13 protein-coding genes and 1 pseudogene are annotated in these 15,009 nt (G+C 59.6%); 8 read left to right on the forward strand and 6 right to left on the reverse strand.

Annotated elements, in window-relative coordinates; translation table 11 throughout:
* The first annotated feature begins 112 nt into the window (after positions 1–112).
* Positions 113–538: a DUF2269 family protein gene (locus tag ACQ4N9_RS17835; RefSeq protein WP_390968150.1), complete on the forward strand. Its 426-nt coding sequence runs from the start codon at positions 113–115 to the stop codon at positions 536–538.
* Between the two features lie 123 nt (positions 539–661).
* Here ACQ4N9_RS17835 and ACQ4N9_RS17840 read toward each other — a convergent pair whose 3' ends face one another.
* The gene (locus ACQ4N9_RS17840) at positions 662–1,318 is read right to left on the reverse strand and encodes an HAD family hydrolase (RefSeq protein ID WP_390968151.1); all 657 of its coding nucleotides are present in this window, start codon (positions 1,316–1,318) and stop codon (positions 662–664) included.
* 141 nt (positions 1,319–1,459) lie between these two features.
* Here ACQ4N9_RS17840 and ACQ4N9_RS17845 point away from each other — a divergent pair, with 141 nt between their 5' ends.
* Together ACQ4N9_RS17845 and ptsP are read left to right on the forward strand one after the other, a co-directional pair.
* On the forward strand, positions 1,460–1,939 hold the full coding sequence (locus tag ACQ4N9_RS17845) for an RNA pyrophosphohydrolase (protein ID WP_003249017.1): 480 nt from the start codon (positions 1,460–1,462) through the stop codon (positions 1,937–1,939).
* A 22-nt stretch (positions 1,940–1,961) separates the two neighbouring features.
* Entirely contained in the window at positions 1,962–4,241 is a 2,280-nt protein-coding gene (ptsP, locus tag ACQ4N9_RS17850; protein WP_390968152.1) for a phosphoenolpyruvate--protein phosphotransferase, read from the forward strand.
* Between the two features lie 133 nt (positions 4,242–4,374).
* Here the strand turns inward: ptsP and ACQ4N9_RS17855 are convergent, their stop codons facing one another.
* A complete protein-coding gene (locus tag ACQ4N9_RS17855; RefSeq protein ID WP_390968153.1) occupies positions 4,375–5,121 on the reverse strand; it encodes an NRDE family protein in 747 nt (248 codons plus the stop codon).
* Between the two features lie 131 nt (positions 5,122–5,252).
* Between ACQ4N9_RS17855 and ACQ4N9_RS17860 the strand changes: the two genes are divergently transcribed.
* The 3 genes from ACQ4N9_RS17860 to ACQ4N9_RS17870 are packed head-to-tail and all read left to right on the forward strand — an operon-like array spanning position 5,253 to position 7,881.
* The gene (locus ACQ4N9_RS17860) at positions 5,253–6,035 is read left to right on the forward strand and encodes a sulfite exporter TauE/SafE family protein (protein ID WP_322359611.1); all 783 of its coding nucleotides are present in this window, start codon (positions 5,253–5,255) and stop codon (positions 6,033–6,035) included.
* 16 nt (positions 6,036–6,051) lie between these two features.
* Positions 6,052–6,861 (forward strand): prolipoprotein diacylglyceryl transferase, encoded by an 810-nt coding sequence (gene lgt / locus ACQ4N9_RS17865; protein ID WP_110992116.1) that lies wholly within the window; start codon positions 6,052–6,054, stop codon positions 6,859–6,861.
* Positions 6,862–6,909: 48 nt separating this feature from the next.
* Positions 6,910–7,881 (forward strand): thymidylate synthase, encoded by a 972-nt coding sequence (locus ACQ4N9_RS17870; protein WP_110992117.1) that lies wholly within the window; start codon positions 6,910–6,912, stop codon positions 7,879–7,881.
* A 43-nt stretch (positions 7,882–7,924) separates the two neighbouring features.
* Here ACQ4N9_RS17870 and ACQ4N9_RS17875 read toward each other — a convergent pair whose 3' ends face one another.
* From ACQ4N9_RS17875 to cadR, 4 genes and pseudogenes are all read right to left on the reverse strand, one after another.
* Complete coding sequence (locus tag ACQ4N9_RS17875) at positions 7,925–9,226, reverse strand: helicase-related protein (RefSeq protein ID WP_390968239.1); 1,302 nt, start codon at positions 9,224–9,226, stop codon at positions 7,925–7,927.
* A gap of 201 nt (positions 9,227–9,427) precedes the next feature.
* A pseudogene (locus ACQ4N9_RS17880) lies at positions 9,428–9,796 on the reverse strand (DEAD/DEAH box helicase); the annotation flags it as partial.
* A gap of 363 nt (positions 9,797–10,159) precedes the next feature.
* The gene (locus ACQ4N9_RS17885) at positions 10,160–11,041 is read right to left on the reverse strand and encodes a HamA C-terminal domain-containing protein (protein WP_390968154.1); all 882 of its coding nucleotides are present in this window, start codon (positions 11,039–11,041) and stop codon (positions 10,160–10,162) included.
* 140 nt (positions 11,042–11,181) lie between these two features.
* A complete protein-coding gene (cadR, locus tag ACQ4N9_RS17890) occupies positions 11,182–11,625 on the reverse strand; it encodes a cadmium resistance transcriptional regulator CadR (protein WP_390968155.1) in 444 nt (147 codons plus the stop codon).
* A gap of 111 nt (positions 11,626–11,736) precedes the next feature.
* Between cadR and ACQ4N9_RS17895 the strand changes: the two genes are divergently transcribed.
* Together ACQ4N9_RS17895 and ACQ4N9_RS17900 are read left to right on the forward strand one after the other, a co-directional pair.
* A complete protein-coding gene (locus tag ACQ4N9_RS17895; RefSeq protein ID WP_390968156.1) occupies positions 11,737–14,001 on the forward strand; it encodes a heavy metal translocating P-type ATPase in 2,265 nt (754 codons plus the stop codon).
* Positions 14,002–14,124: 123 nt separating this feature from the next.
* Positions 14,125–14,994 (forward strand): LysR family transcriptional regulator, encoded by an 870-nt coding sequence (locus ACQ4N9_RS17900; protein ID WP_125465959.1) that lies wholly within the window; start codon positions 14,125–14,127, stop codon positions 14,992–14,994.
* Positions 14,995–15,009: the final 15 nt, after the last annotated feature.

Consider the following 15,009-nt stretch of genomic DNA (forward strand, 5'->3'; position numbering starts at 1 on the left):
TAGGAGCCCTTCGCGGGTAAACCCGCTCCCACAGGCCATCCTTGAAACTGTGGGAGCGGGTTTACCCGCGAAGAGGGCAGCGCAACAAGGCCTGCTGAAGGACACCTTTGAAATGGAACACCTGACCACCCTCAAGACCCTGCACATCCTCGCCACCGCGCTGCTGTTGCTCGGCGCGCTGGGCCTGGCGATCTGGACCGGCTACGCCCGTCGCAAAGGCGATGCCGAGGCCTACGCCAAACTGCTGCGCCGGCCGCTGGTGTTTGTCTGGCTGCTGATGGGCCTGAGCCTGGTGAGCATGCCGTTCACTGGCTGGTGGCTGGTGCACCTGGTGGGTTGGCCGCTGGGGCAGACCTGGGTGCTGGCGTCCAGCGTCATCTATACCGTTGGCGCGTTTGCGCTGTGGTGGCTGCTGGTGCGCTTGAACCGGCTGCGCAAGGCCGAAGTGGTGGGGTTGAAGTTCACCCTGGCGCTGGCGGTGTTCAGCGGCGTGTGCTTCCTGTCCATCGCCGGGCTGATGGGCGCGAAGCCGGTCTAGGCCCTTTTGGGGCTGCCTTGCAGCCCAATCGCCGGCAAGCCGGCTCCCACAAGGATCGGGTTTGCACTTCCCCTGTGGGAGCCGGCTTGCCGGCGATTGGGCCGCAAAGCGGCCCCGGCATACTCAAGCCCTCAACGAAATCACCGGCCACCCGCGCCGCTGCGCCTCGGCCCGCAGCTTCGGGTCAGGATCCACCGCCACGGCATGGGTCACCTGCTCCAATAGCGGCAGGTCGTTCATCGAATCGCTATAGAAGCAGCTGTCTTCCAGGTCGAAGCCGTTCTCCAGCATCCAGCGGTTCAGCCGCGTCACCTTGCCTTCACGGAAACAGGGTATATCGGTACTGCGCCCGGTATAGCGCCCGTCCTGCGTTTCGCATTCGGTCGCCAGCAGCACGCGCACGCCCAGGCGGCGGGCGATGGGCGCGGTGACGAAGCGGTTGGTGGCAGTGATGATCACCAGCTGGTCGCCGGCCTCGCGGTGCTGCTGCAGCAACGCCAGGGCCTTGGGCAGGATCATCGGTTCGATGCAGTCGCGCATGAACTCGCGGTGCCATTGCGCAAGCTGTGCAGGTTCGGTGGCGGCAAGGATTTCCATGGAGAAGGCCAGGTAGGCCTGCAAGTCCAGGCTGCCGTGCAGGTAGTCCTGATAGAAGGCATCGTTGCGTGCCTTGTACGCGACCGGGTCGAGGATGCCCCGTTCGCACAGGTAGTCACCCCAGGCGTGGTCGCTGTCGCCACCGAGGAGGGTATTGTCCAGATCGAATAAAGCCAGGCGCATGGGAATGTCTCGCAGAAGCCCTCGGGAAGCCCCGCACAATACGGAGTTTTCACCTCGCTGCACATAAGCTTGGCGGGCGCGTTGCTGCGCTCGCAAGCTTTGTGGAACAATGCCGCGACATGCGTTTGCGAGGTTGCTGCCGTGATCGACCCGGATGGTTTTCGCCCCAATGTCGGGATCATTCTTACGAATGATGCCGGGCAGGTGCTATGGGCTCGGCGGATCAACCAGGATGCCTGGCAGTTTCCCCAGGGTGGTATCAACCCTGACGAGACGCCGGAAGACGCCCTGTACCGCGAGCTGAATGAAGAAGTCGGCCTTGAGCGCGACGATGTGGAAATTCTTGCCTGCACCCGTGGCTGGTTGCGTTATCGTTTACCCCAGCGCCTGGTGCGCACCCACAGCCAGCCGCTGTGCATCGGCCAGAAGCAAAAGTGGTTCCTGCTGCGCCTTGTGAGCAATGAGCAACGGGTGCGCATGGACCTGACTGGCAAACCGGAATTCGACGGCTGGCGTTGGGTCAGCTACTGGTATCCGCTGGGCCAGGTGGTGACATTCAAGCGCGAGGTCTACCGACGCGCCCTGAAAGAGCTAGCCCCGCGCCTGCTGACGCGCGACTGACGACGGAGTCCGACCCCGAGCCATGCTCAATACGCTGCGCAAGATCGTCCAGGAAGTGAACTCCGCCAAAGATCTCAAGACGGCGTTGGGTATCATTGTCTTGCGCGTCAAGGAAGCCATGGGCAGCCAGGTCTGCTCGGTCTACCTGCTCGATCCTGAGACCAACCGCTTCGTGCTGATGGCCAGTGAAGGCCTCAACAAGCGCTCCATCGGCAAGGTCAGCATGGCCCCCAACGAGGGCCTGGTCGGCCTGGTCGGCACCCGGGAAGAGCCGCTGAACCTGGAAAACGCCGCCGACCACCCCCGCTACCGCTACTTCGCCGAGACCGGCGAAGAAAAATTCGCCTCCTTCCTCGGTGCACCGATCATCCACCACCGCCGCGTGGTCGGGGTGCTGGTCATCCAGCAGAAAGAGCGCCGCCAGTTCGATGAAGGCGAGGAAGCCTTCCTGGTCACCATGAGCGCCCAGCTCGCCGGGGTTATCGCCCATGCCGAGGCCACCGGCTCGATCCGCGGCCTGGGCCGCCAGGGCAAGGGCATCCAGGAGGCGCGCTTCGTTGGTGTGCCTGGCTCGCCAGGGGCTGCGGTCGGCCGCGCCGTGGTGATGCTGCCGCCGGCCGATCTGGAAGTGGTGCCGGACAAGACCGTCGAAGACATCGACAACGAACTCAAACTGTTCAACAACGCCCTCGAAGGCGTGCGCGAAGACATGCGCAAGCTGTCGGCCAAGCTGGCCACCCAGCTGCGCCCGGAAGAGCGCGCGCTGTTCGACGTTTACCTGATGATGCTCGAGGACGCCGCCCTCGGTGGCGAGGTGACCGAGGTCATCAAGACCGGCCAGTGGGCGCAAGGTGCGCTGCGCCAAGTCGTTGGCGAGCACGTCAACCGCTTCGAACTGATGGACGACGACTACCTGCGCGAGCGCGCCTCCGACGTCAAGGACCTCGGCCGCCGCCTGCTCGCCTACCTGCAGGAAGCCCGTTCGCAGTCGCTGGTGTACCAGGACAACACCATCCTGGTCAGCGAAGAGCTGACCCCCGCCATGCTTGGCGAGGTGCCGGAAGGCAAGCTGGTCGGCCTGGTCTCGGTGCTTGGCTCGGGCAACTCGCATGTGGCGATTCTCGCCCGGGCCATGGGCATCCCCACGGTCATGGGCCTGGTCGACCTGCCGTATTCGAAAGTCGACGGCATCGAGCTGATCGTCGACGGCTACAAGGGCGAGGTGTACACCAACCCCGGCGAAGTGCTGCGCAAGCAGTACCGCGACGTGGTCGAGGAGGAGCGCCAGCTGGCCCAGGGGCTCGACGCCCTGCGCGAGCTGCCGTGCATCACCCCGGACGGCCACCGCATGCCGCTGTGGGTCAACACCGGGCTGCTCGCCGACGTGGCGCGCGCCCAGCAGCGTGGCGCCGAGGGTGTCGGCCTGTACCGCACCGAAGTGCCGTTCATGATCAACCAGCGCTTCCCCAGCGAGAAGGAGCAGTTGGCGATCTACCGCGAGCAGCTGCAGGCGTTCCACCCGCTGCCGGTGACCATGCGCACCCTCGACATCGGTGGCGACAAGGCGCTGTCGTACTTCCCGATCAAGGAAGAGAACCCGTTCCTCGGCTGGCGCGGCATCCGTGTCACCCTCGACCACCCGGAGATTTTCCTGGTGCAGACCCGCGCCATGCTCAAGGCCAGCGAGGGCTTGAACAACCTGCGCATCCTGCTGCCGATGATTTCCGGCATCCACGAGCTGGAGGAGGCACTGCACCTGATTCACCGGGCCTGGGGCGAAGTCCGCGACGAGGGCACCGACGTGCCGATGCCGCCGGTGGGGGTGATGGTGGAAATCCCCGCGGCGGTGTACCAGACCAAGGAGCTGGCGCGGCAGGTGGACTTCCTGTCGGTCGGTTCCAACGACCTTACCCAGTACCTGTTGGCGGTCGACCGCAACAACCCGCGGGTCGCCGACCTCTACGATTACCTGCACCCGGCCGTGCTGCAGGCACTGAACACCGTGGTGCGCGACGCCCATGGCGAAGGCAAGCCGGTGAGCATCTGTGGCGAAATGGCGGGCGACCCGGCAGCGGCGATCCTGTTGATGGCCATGGGCTTCGACAGCCTGTCGATGAACGCCACCAACTTGCCGAAAGTGAAATGGATGCTGCGCCAGGTCAACATGAGCAAGGCCAAGGAGCTGCTGGTCGACGCCATGAGCCATGACAACCCGCAGGTTATCCACAGCTCGCTGCAGCTGGCGCTGAAGAACCTGGGGCTGGCGCGGATGATCGGGCCTGGGGCTAACAAAACCCTCTGAACATGAGGTTTCCTGTGCGGGCCTCTTCGCGGGTAAATCCGCTCCCACAGGTACAGCGCAACATTTGAAGTTTGTGCGGTCCCTGTGGGAGCGGGTTTACCCGCGAAGAGGCCCGCACAGGCGATCAAAACCATCAGACCAGCACTTCAACCTCCCCCAGATGCCCCCCAAACGGCCCGAAACTGCGCTCCACCATGCGCCGCCGCCCCTGGTCATCCACAATCAGCACCGTACTCGCCCGCGTCCCGTAGTTCTGGCTGGCGATGAACACGCTCGACAGCAGCCGCTCGGTGGCCAGCCCCACGCCGGTTTCCGGCAGTTCGCTGTCCGCGGCCGGCTCACCGTCGGCCAGCAAACTCATCAGTTGTTCCGGTTCAGCTGATTCGAGCAACTGCTGAAGGCCGCTGCGCGCCTTGACCAGCTTGGGCCACGGGGTGTCCAGCCCGGCGTTCGACAGCCCGTAGACCCCCGGCGCCAGCAAGCGCGGCGCCGCCTCCCGGGCATGCAGGTAGCCCAGCTGCCCGGCATCCCCGACCAGCAGGTTGAACCCGGAGTACTGTCCGCTGCGGCTGGCGACCTGATCCAGATACGCCTCTACCCCCAGTTCGCCCTGCAGAAACGCCGCCACCAGCTCGCCCCGCGAGCGTGGCCCCAGCGCCTGGCGCGGGTCGCGGATATTGGTCAGCGCGGCGAAGCGCCCCTGCGGCCCTACGCCAAGCCAGGTGCCGCCGGCCTCCAGGTCGCGCCCGGCGTACACCCCCGGTGCATCCGCCCAGGCCGCCAGGGCCTGGGTCGGGCGGGCATGGAACTCGTCACGGTTGGCCGCGACGATCAGCGGCCGGGCGCTACCCGGCCGCCAGGCGAATACGATCAGGCACATAGGTTGTCCCCTGTGTTTTCGGCCACTCTACCCGCGCCGGGGGAGCTGATCCATCACCTGACACAGACTTCACTAGAGCGCCGGGCTTGGCTTCCGTTACCATGCCGGATTGTTTTCCACAGGGGCCACGAATGGAATTCGTACTCTATCTGCTGTTGGGTGCCTGCGCCGGCGTGCTGGCCGGGCTGTTCGGCGTGGGGGGCGGCATCATCATCGTGCCGGTGCTGGTGTTCAGCTTCACCTTGCAGGGCTTCGACCCTGCGGTCCTCACCCACCTGGCGGTTGGTACCTCGCTGGCCACCATCGTCTTCACCTCGATCAATGCCGTGCTCGAGCACCAGCGCAAAGGCGCGGTGCAGTGGCCGATCTTCACCTGGATGGCCGTGGGCATCCTGCTCGGTGCGCTGGTGGGGGCCAAGACCGCCTCGCTGATCCAGGGCCCGATGTTGCAGAAGATCATCGGCGTGTTCGCCCTGGTGATCGCCGCGCAGATGGCCCTGGACCTCAAGCCCAAGGCCAGCCGTGGCATCCCTGGCAAGCCTGGGCTGATCGGCGCCGGCGGCGTGATCGGCTGGGCCTCGGCGATCTTCGGCATCGGCGGTGGCTCGCTGACCGTGCCGTTCCTGACCTGGCGCAGCCTGCCCATGCAGAAGGCCGTGGCCACCTCGTCGGCCTGCGGCCTGCCGATCGCCCTGGCCAGTGCCCTGAGCTTCATGTGGCTTGGTTGGCACGAGGAGCACCTGCCGGCCCACAGTGTGGGTTATGTGTATTTGCCGGCGCTGGTCGGCATCGCCGTGACCAGCATGTTCTTTGCCCGCTTTGGCGCGCGCCTGGCGCACAGGCTGTCGCCGCGCCTGCTCAAGCGCCTGTTCGCCGCGCTGCTGTTCTGCGTCGGCTTAAGTTTTCTGATTTGAACCAAGAGGAAAATCCATGCTGCCTTACCCGCAGATAGATCCCGTGGCCGTGGCCCTCGGGCCCCTGAAAATCCACTGGTACGGCCTGATGTACCTGATCGGCATCGGCGGCGCCTGGCTGCTGGCCTCGCGCCGGCTCAACCGTTTTGACCCCACCTGGTCCCGCGAGAAGCTGTCCGACCTGGTGTTCTGGCTGTCGATGGGGGTGATCGTCGGTGGGCGCCTGGGCTACGTGCTGTTCTACGACCTGCACCAGTACCTGGCCAACCCAACGCTGATCTTCGAAGTGTGGAAGGGCGGCATGTCGTTCCACGGCGGCTTCATCGGCGTGATGCTGGCGGCGCTGTGGTTCGGCAAGCGCAACAACAAGTCGTTCTTCGAGCTGATGGACTTCGTCGCACCGCTGGTGCCGATCGGCCTGGGCGCCGGGCGCATCGGCAACTTCATCAACGCCGAACTGTGGGGCAAGGCCACCGACGTGCCGTGGGCCATGGTCTTCCCGCCGTTCAGCGACCCGGCGCAACTGCCGCGTCACCCGTCGCAGCTGTACCAGTTCGCCCTGGAAGGTGTGGCATTATTCGTCATCCTCTGGCTCTACTCGCGCAAGCCGCGCCCGACCATGGCCGTTTCCGGCATGTTCGCGCTGTTCTACGGCATCTTCCGCTTCATCGTGGAATTCGTGCGGGTGCCGGATGCCCAGCTGGGCTACATTGCCTTTGGCTGGCTGACCATGGGTCAGTTGCTCTGCGTGCCGATGATCGTCGGCGGCATCTTCCTGATCTGGTGGGCCTACAACCGTAAACCTACGGCCAAGGCCGCCGTCTGATTCCCACGGCAGGGGCGATCCCCCTGCCGTTCTTGTTACAGGTAAGCGATGAAACAGTATCTAGATCTGGTCCGTGACGTCATCGACAACGGCACGCTGCAGGAAAACCGCACCGGCACCCGCACCATCAGCCTGCCGGGCGCCATGCTGCGTTTCGACCTGCAAAAAGGCTTCCCGGCCATCACCACGCGCAAGCTGGCATTCAAGTCGGCGATCGGCGAGATGGTGGGCTTTCTGCGTGGCGTGAAGAACGCCGGCGAGTTCCGCGAACTGGGCTGCAAGGTCTGGGACCAGAACGCCAACGAAAACGCCCAGTGGCTGGCCAACCCGTTCCGCCTGGGCCATGACGACCTTGGCGAAATCTACGGTGTGCAATGGCGCCAGTGGCCGGGCTACAAGCGCATCGCGCTGAGCAACCCGGCCGCCATCGCCATGGCTGAGAAGGCCGGTTTCCGCCAGATCGCCCAGGACGAGGAAGACGGCCAGGCGTTCGTCATCCTGTACAAGGCCATCGACCAGGTGCGCCAGTGCCTGGACACCATCGCCAACGACCCGGGCAGCCGCCGCATCCTGTTCCACGGCTGGAACTGCGCCCAGCTCGACGAGATGGCCCTGCCGCCGTGCCACCTGCTGTACCAGTTCCACCCGAATGTCGAGACCAAGGAAATCTCCCTGACCCTCTACATCCGCTCCAACGACCTGGGCCTGGGCACGCCGTTCAACCTCACCGAAGGCGCCGCGCTGCTGTCGCTGTTCGGCCGCCTGACCGGCTACACCCCGCGCTGGTTCACCTACTTCATCGGCGATGCCCATGTGTACGAGAACCACCTGGACATGCTCAACGAGCAGATGAAGCGCGAGCCGCTGGCGGCGCCGAAGCTGGTGATCAGTGACCGCGTGCCGGCGTTTGCCGAGACCGGCAAGTACGAGCCGGAGTGGCTGGAGAAGATCGAGCCGAGTGATTTCTGGCTGGAAGGGTACGAGCACCATGCGCCGATGACGGCGCCGATGGCTGTGTAGACCTTTAAAGGTGATATCTAAATGGGTATCACCTTTATCAAGCTTATAAATATTTCTCTATGACTTTAATTTCGATAGAGTGAATGTCTTTCGTTATTTTCGATTTCTGCTCTTGAGTTACACGCTGTACGTCTTCAAAAGTCTTGCAGTTTTTATAAAAACTTGAAATTTTCCCAATGATTTCATTTGGCAGCCCCGTATCCCTCAGGATTATCTCGTGAGGTTTTGTTGTGCCATATTCAAGCTGCGCGACTAACATGTCTAAATGAATGGGTGCATTGCCCTTTTCAATGGCTGTAAAATTGTAAATACTTTCGAATGCCTTTATATATTTTGGCCAGGTAAATTCAAAGTATTTCGTGTATAAATCGAATACGAAGCGAATTCTGGCGTTTTCACTTGTTCGTTGTTTTTTTACAGTGTCAGAGTTCAGCATCAGCTTGAATGATGGTTTGTGGTAGGTGTAGTAGTTCGTTAGCTGGATTAGTATTGATTTTCCGATTTCGTTGTTAAAGCTTTTTCCTTTGTCCTTTTCGTTGAAAAGGAAATCGAAGATAGTGGAAAGTATCTCCGTTTGAACTTCTTTTTTGATGTATTGGTCTTCTATTGAGTATTCTTTACGAGAATTTCTCAGGTGGTGTATTAGCCTAATTTGTCCTTCGACAGATACAAATCTATTTGAGCGCAGTAGGCTGTCAGGTATAGACATGCGTTCTAGCTTTTTGATGAATTCGTCATGCAAATGATTTTTTTCGAGTGGTATATCGATTCTGTCAAGCTGAAGTAAGGTTTCAATATCCGGAGCCGCTTTGTCTAAATACTCAATTTCAACAACAGATGGTTCATCTTCGGTTTCATCGGTCTCCAGATAGAATATTCGACCAATGAAATGCTGCATGAATCGACCTGCGCGTCCTTCTATATTTTTCCTATCTAGGGTTCCAAGCGGGTCGCCAGTCCCCATTTTTTTATCATAAATTACGACATTCTTCGCGGCTGAGTTGATGCCTTCGGTGAGTGATGTTGTACAGAATAAGTAATTGATGCTTTGAGAAGAGTTATTGTTAAACTCATCCACTATTAAGTCTTGGATGTGTCTAGGCATACCTCCGTGATGGAAACCTACACCTTTCTTCAAACAATCAATAAGGTCCCACTTTGGCGATATTGAATTGGCTAGGTAATCTGTGAGTTCTTGGTTGTGATCCTTGTATGGTTTCGAGTCCGCGAGTTTCTTTGCAGTATCTTCGACGTACTGCTTACGGTATCGATAAACTAAAAACTTCCCATCGATGCTTGGTTGTGAAATTATTCTTGAAAAATTCTTATACCTGTCTTGTACCACTCTGATGGGAGTGTTTTCAATGGACAGTAATCCAGTGTTTTTTATATTGTCTAGTTCGTAGTAGTCTTTTTGTACGATCTCTAAGTCGAATCTGATGAATTTTGCTTTGAATCGCTCTCGAAATTTCAGGCTGAAATCTGATATGTAAGGGCCGATCAGGTAAAAGTGTGTGCTTTGCTTCGAAAGCCTATATAGGATGTCGGAAAAAACTTTGTAACGATCATCTTCAAGCTTGAAGTCGGTTTTATAGATTTCGTCCATCACAAAAAAATCTACTTTAAAATCTGGGTTCTCATCCAGGAAGGAGCTCATTCGCTCAGGGGTCAGTACTAAAATATATTTTTCATTCTCGTCGATTTTGATTTTCGACGATTTGCTAACCAAAAATCCGTTTATATTATTTTTGATGTCTTGGTATTGCTCTGACAATAAAGATACCGTAGGCATGATCAAGGCAATGCGCCGGTAATTGTTAGCTGAAATAATTTCTCTGATTATTCGAGTCTTTCCAAAAGAAGTTGGGGCGCTAACAATCAAACGGCGTTCTTTCTGGAATGTGTCAAATACTTTTTTTGTGGCTTGGTAAGTGTGGTGTTAGTATTTCTGCTCGTGTAGTAATTTTGGAGAATAATGTCTTGGAATGAATGTTGTGGCGAAAAGTTCTTGCTGTTGGCGGAGATTAAGTTGTTGTACAAGAAAACGCGTGATTTGATTACGCAGTCATGAAGCAACTGCTGTACCATTTTTTCTTCCGGAGACGTATTGGCTATATGGCAAATGCTAGACAGACATAGGTTGTAGTCGGCCTCATTCTCCGAGTCTAGTAATCGGTAGGTGGCTATGAGGGCGTTCTCTAAAGTTTCATTGTCAACTATTGCGTTGGATTTTATTTTTCTTAATGCCGACTTGATGACGCTCTGCATCTTCCGCTCCCTAGAATTTCATAGCCATTTCGACTTGGTTTATCATGTTCTTTAAGTCGCTTACCGACTCTAGCGGCATTGCAAAAAATACAATCCTTATATTTTTTTTGCTTGGCCAGTTTTTTCCATAAATGGTTTCAAAATTTTTATCTAGCTCTGCTGTTAGCTCATCTCTAAACGCTACCTCGTCGATGTCGCCGCAACCTGAACTGGCATGCTTTAATATGCATGCGCTATCGTAGGTTATGAGGACTGGTACTGCGATATCAACCTTGTCTAGAGATTTTCCGCCAGCTACATAGCTCTTTAGTAATTCGTATTTTTCTGGGGCCAGGGACTTGTTGACTTCAATTTCACCGCCAAGAAGTTTCAACTCTGACTTGATTTTTTCAGGATCCGTCAAGTGTTCGGTAAGTGATTTTAGTGCAGAGCTAATTGCGGTTGATATATTCTTATGGAATTTAGCCTCTCCCAGCCATAGAGTAACTTTTTCTTCGTCTAGGGAGAAATGGGCGCAGTCAAATCCTTTGATTTGGTCTTTCGTTGTGGATCGAAGTCTGGCTTTGGTTACAAATTTCGGGACGTCATAAAATACAGAGAGAATTAAAAACAACAGTAGCTCGCCGTAGTCCCCTTTGGAGTTTTGGTGTGCGTCTGAAATCCTAATAAAACTTTGCCGATTCCAGTCTGATTTTTCTAGAGAGAGAATTTCTGCTTCTGTAAGTGCAAAATACGGAACGGTATCTCTAATTAGGCCAACGAGCTCAGTTTGTCTGTATCTACCACTCTCGTAGTCGAGAGTGAATGTAGAATCGTCATGATTAGAATTTTGGAAGTCGGCTACAAATTTGAAAATCTGATTTCTGGTACGGCTCTTAATTGCGATATCCATTTCTGTACCCGTGACAGTGTGCAGGCGGTAACTGAGCGGTTATGTACAGGTAGGGTCTACTTTTTGATGGCTATTTGCAACTATGTGGTCAAGGTCAATCCATGGCGAACTGTCTATATATACAGTGCTTAAGTTACTATTCAATGCCCGTGGCTTCGCCCCACATGCGAATGCTCCACCTCCGGCACCGACACCGCCCCATTGGTCTCCAACTGCTGCAAGATCGCGCACTCCGCCCCCTGCGCATTGCACTGCTGCCTCAGCTCCACCAGCTGCGTCTGCAGCGCCAGCAACCCATCGATCCTCGCCTGCACATGTTCGATATGCTCGTCGATCAGCGCATTGACGCTGCCGCACGAGCCTTCCGGGCTGTCGCGCAGGCGCAGCAGGCTGCGGATCTCGTCGAGGGTCATGTCCAGGGTGCGGCAGTTGCGGATGAACGTCAGCCGCTCCACGTGGGCCTGGGTGTACAGCCGGTAGTTGCCATCGGTGCGGGCGGGCTCGGGCAGCAGTTGCTCGCGCTCGTAGTAGCGAATGGTCTCCACGGCGCAATCAGTGGCCTTGGCCAGTTCTCCGATCTTCATGGCAAATCTCCTGCAGAGGGCTTGACCCTATAGTGGCTACAGGGTGTTCACTTGGCAACAACCCGCTCTGTGGATAACTGCAGAGGCCAGTGCTCAGTTAAGGATGATTCCATGAACCAGCCTGTCAGCCCCGAACACAAGCATGACCACGGCCATGATCACGCCCATGACCACCCGCATGGTGACAAAGGCCATCGCCACGACACCCATGCCCACAGCTGCTGCGATACCAGTGCCGCGCCGGCCCTGGTGCAACTGACCGAAAAGGCCAGCGCCGGGGCGCAGCTCAGCCGTTTCCGCATCCAGGCCATGGACTGCCCGACCGAGCAGACCCTGATCCAGGACAAGCTGGGCAAGATGGCCGGCATCGAACAGCTGGAATTCAACCTGATCAACCGCGTGCTGGGCGTACGCCACACCCTCGACGGCACCGCCGAGATCGAGCGCGCCATCGACAGCCTGGGCATGCAGGCCGAGCCGCTGAGCGGTGAAGACGAGGCCAGTGCCGCGCCCGCCGCCAAGACCCGCTGGTGGCCGCTGGCGCTGTCGGGTGTGGCGGCCATCGCCGCTGAAATCGTGCATTTCTCCGCCCTTGCCCCAGAGTGGGTGGTCGCAGCATTGGCCCTGGCCGCCATCCTCGGCTGCGGCCTGGGCACCTACAAGAAGGGCTGGATCGCCCTGAAGAACCGCAACCTCAACATCAACGCGCTGATGAGCATCGCCGTGACCGGTGCCGTGCTGATCGGCCAGTGGCCGGAAGCGGCCATGGTGATGGTGCTGTTCACCGTCGCCGAGCTGATCGAGGCCCGCTCGCTGGACCGTGCGCGCAACGCGATCGGTGGCCTGATGCAACTGGCGCCGGACATGGCGACCGTGCAGCAGGCTGATGGGCAGTGGCGCGAAGTCGAGGTGCGCGAGGTGGCGCTGGGCACCCTGGTGCGGGTACGCCCGGGTGAGCGAATCGGCCTGGACGGCGAGGTTGTCAGTGGGCAATCCAGCGTCGATCAGGCACCGATCACCGGCGAAAGCCTGCCGGTCGAGAAGGGCGTGGGCGACAAGCTGTTCGCCGGCACCATCAACCAGGCCGGTTCGCTGGAGTACCGCGTCACCGCGGGCGCCGGCCAGTCGACCCTGGCGCGCATCATCAAGGCGGTCGAAGAGGCCCAGGGCGCCCGTGCGCCGACCCAGCGCTTCGTCGACCAGTTCTCGCGCATCTACACCCCGGTGGTGTTCGCCGTGGCCCTGGCCGTGGCGATCATCCCGCCGCTGTTCATGGCCGGCGCCTGGTTCGACTGGATATACCGCGCCCTGGTGCTGTTGGTGGTGGCCTGCCCGTGCGCCCTGGTGATCTCCACCCCGGTGACCATAGTCAGCGGCCTGGCCGCTGCCGCGCGCAAGGGCATCCTGATCAAGGGCGGCGTGTACCTGGAGGGTGGGCGCAAGCTGGACTTCCTGGCCCTGGACAAGACCGGCACCATCACCCACGGCAAGCCGGTGCAAACCGACAGCAAGGTGCTCGACCCGTTGTTCGAAGGCCGCGCCCAGGCGCTGGCGGCAAGCCTCGCCGAGCGTTCCGACCACCCGGTGTCCGGCGCCATCGCGCTCTTCGCCAAGGGGCAAGACCTGGCACTGAGCGAAGTCACCGAGTTCGCCGCCCTGGCTGGCCGTGGCGTGCGCGGCGACATCGACGGTGAAACCTACCACTTGGGTAACCATCGCCTGGTCGAGGAGCTGGGCCTGTGCTCGCCACAGCTCGAGGCCGAGCTCGACCAGCTGGAGCGCCAGGGCAAGACCGTGGTGCTGCTGCTCGACCGCAGCGGCCCGCTGGCACTGTTCGCCGTGGCCGACACGGTCAAGGACAGCAGCCGCCAGGCCATCGCCGAACTGCATGAACTCGGTATCAAGACGGTCATGCTGACCGGCGACAATCCTCACACTGCCCAGGCTATCGCTGCCCAGGTTGGGATCGACCGGGCCGAGGGCAACCTGCTGCCGGCGGACAAGCTTGCCACCATCGAGCGCCTGTACGCCGAGGGCCACCGGGTCGGCATGGTCGGTGACGGCATCAACGACGCGCCGGCCCTGGCCCGCGCCGAGATCGGTTTCGCCATGGCTGCCGCCGGTACCGACACCGCCATCGAGACCGCCGACGTGGCGCTGATGGACGATGACTTGCGCAAAATCCCGGCGTTCGTCAGGCTGTCGCGCCAAAGTGCGGCGATCCTTACCCAGAACATCGTGCTGGCCCTGGGGATCAAGGCGATATTCCTGGCGATCACTTTTGCCGGCATGGCCACCATGTGGATGGCAGTGTTCGCCGACATGGGCGTGAGTTTGCTGGTGGTGTTCAACGGCCTGCGCCTGCTGCGTAAGTAGCAGCTGCAAGCTTCAAGCGGCAAGCTTCAAGCTGAACGAGGTGGAATCGAGATCCATGAAACGACGCGAGCCGACTTTCTCTTGCAGCTTGCAGCTTGCGGCTTGCAACTGCGGTCTACCGCGATGCTGAGTGCCGAGCTCAAAGCCTTCTACATGGTGGCCCGACTGGGCAGCATCACCCTGGCGGCGAAGAAGCTCGGGCTCAGCCAGCCCACGGTGACCACGCAGATCCGCAACCTCGAAAGCCAGTACAACGTCGAGCTGTTCTACCGTGGCGGCCGGCGCCTGGTGCTGAGCGAGGAGGGCGTGCGCCTGCTGCCGATGGTCAAGGCGCTGCTGCAACAGGAAGCCGACATCGAGTTCGAACTGCGCAACAGCGGCCAGGCCCAGGGCAGCCTGCGCATCGCCGCCACCGCGCCGTACTACATCCTCGACCTGGTGAAGATCTTCCGCGAGCGCCTGCCCCAGGTAGAGGTGGCGGTGGAGATCGGCAACTCGCAGCAGGTGCTGGAAATGCTCGAGGACTACCGGGTGGATATCGCCGCCTCGTCGCAACTGCTCGAAGACGCACGCCTGGTGCGCCGGGTGCTGGGCACCGACCCGCTGGTGCTGGCGGTACACCGCAACCATCCCTTGGCACAGCGCCAGGCGGTGTCGATCGACGCGGTGGCCGGGCATTGCCTGTTGATGCGCGAGAAGGGCTCGACCACCCGCAAGCTCACCGAGCAGATGCTGCAGGACGCCGGGGTGAAGGCCGGGGCGCTGCTGGAGATCGGCAGCCGTGAGTCGATCCGCGAGGCGGTGTTGCGCAATATCGGCATCAGCATCATTGCCCGCCATGAGGTACCGCATAACCCCGAGCTGCGGGTGCTGGCGCTGGACGATGCGCCGGTGATGCATGAGTACCTGTATTGCCTGAAGGAGCGCCGCCAGGCGCGGTTGCCGGCGGCGTTTCTGGGGGTGGCGCAGGAAGTGGTGGGTTCACAGTTCTAGATAAGCGCTGGCTTC

Source organism: Pseudomonas sp. ES1, assembly GCF_050586605.1.
Classification (GTDB): Bacteria; Pseudomonadota; Gammaproteobacteria; order Pseudomonadales; family Pseudomonadaceae; genus Aquipseudomonas; species Aquipseudomonas sichuanensis.

Coding starts and splice junctions, on each gene's coding strand:
- ACQ4N9_RS17835 (WP_390968150.1), top strand. CDS start 113: ATGGAACACCTGACCACCCTCAAGACCCTGCACATCCTCGCCACCGCG.
- ACQ4N9_RS17840 (WP_390968151.1), bottom strand. CDS start 1,318: ATGCGCCTGGCTTTATTCGATCTGGACAATACCCTCCTCGGTGGCGAC.
- ptsP (WP_390968152.1), top strand. CDS start 1,962: ATGCTCAATACGCTGCGCAAGATCGTCCAGGAAGTGAACTCCGCCAAA.
- ACQ4N9_RS17855 (WP_390968153.1), bottom strand. CDS start 5,121: ATGTGCCTGATCGTATTCGCCTGGCGGCCGGGTAGCGCCCGGCCGCTG.
- ACQ4N9_RS17860 (WP_322359611.1), top strand. CDS start 5,253: ATGGAATTCGTACTCTATCTGCTGTTGGGTGCCTGCGCCGGCGTGCTG.
- lgt (WP_110992116.1), top strand. CDS start 6,052: ATGCTGCCTTACCCGCAGATAGATCCCGTGGCCGTGGCCCTCGGGCCC.
- ACQ4N9_RS17870 (WP_110992117.1), top strand. CDS start 6,910: ATGAAACAGTATCTAGATCTGGTCCGTGACGTCATCGACAACGGCACG.
- ACQ4N9_RS17885 (WP_390968154.1), bottom strand. CDS start 11,041: ATGGATATCGCAATTAAGAGCCGTACCAGAAATCAGATTTTCAAATTT.
- cadR (WP_390968155.1), bottom strand. CDS start 11,625: ATGAAGATCGGAGAACTGGCCAAGGCCACTGATTGCGCCGTGGAGACC.
- ACQ4N9_RS17895 (WP_390968156.1), top strand. CDS start 11,737: ATGAACCAGCCTGTCAGCCCCGAACACAAGCATGACCACGGCCATGAT.
- ACQ4N9_RS17900 (WP_125465959.1), top strand. CDS start 14,125: ATGCTGAGTGCCGAGCTCAAAGCCTTCTACATGGTGGCCCGACTGGGC.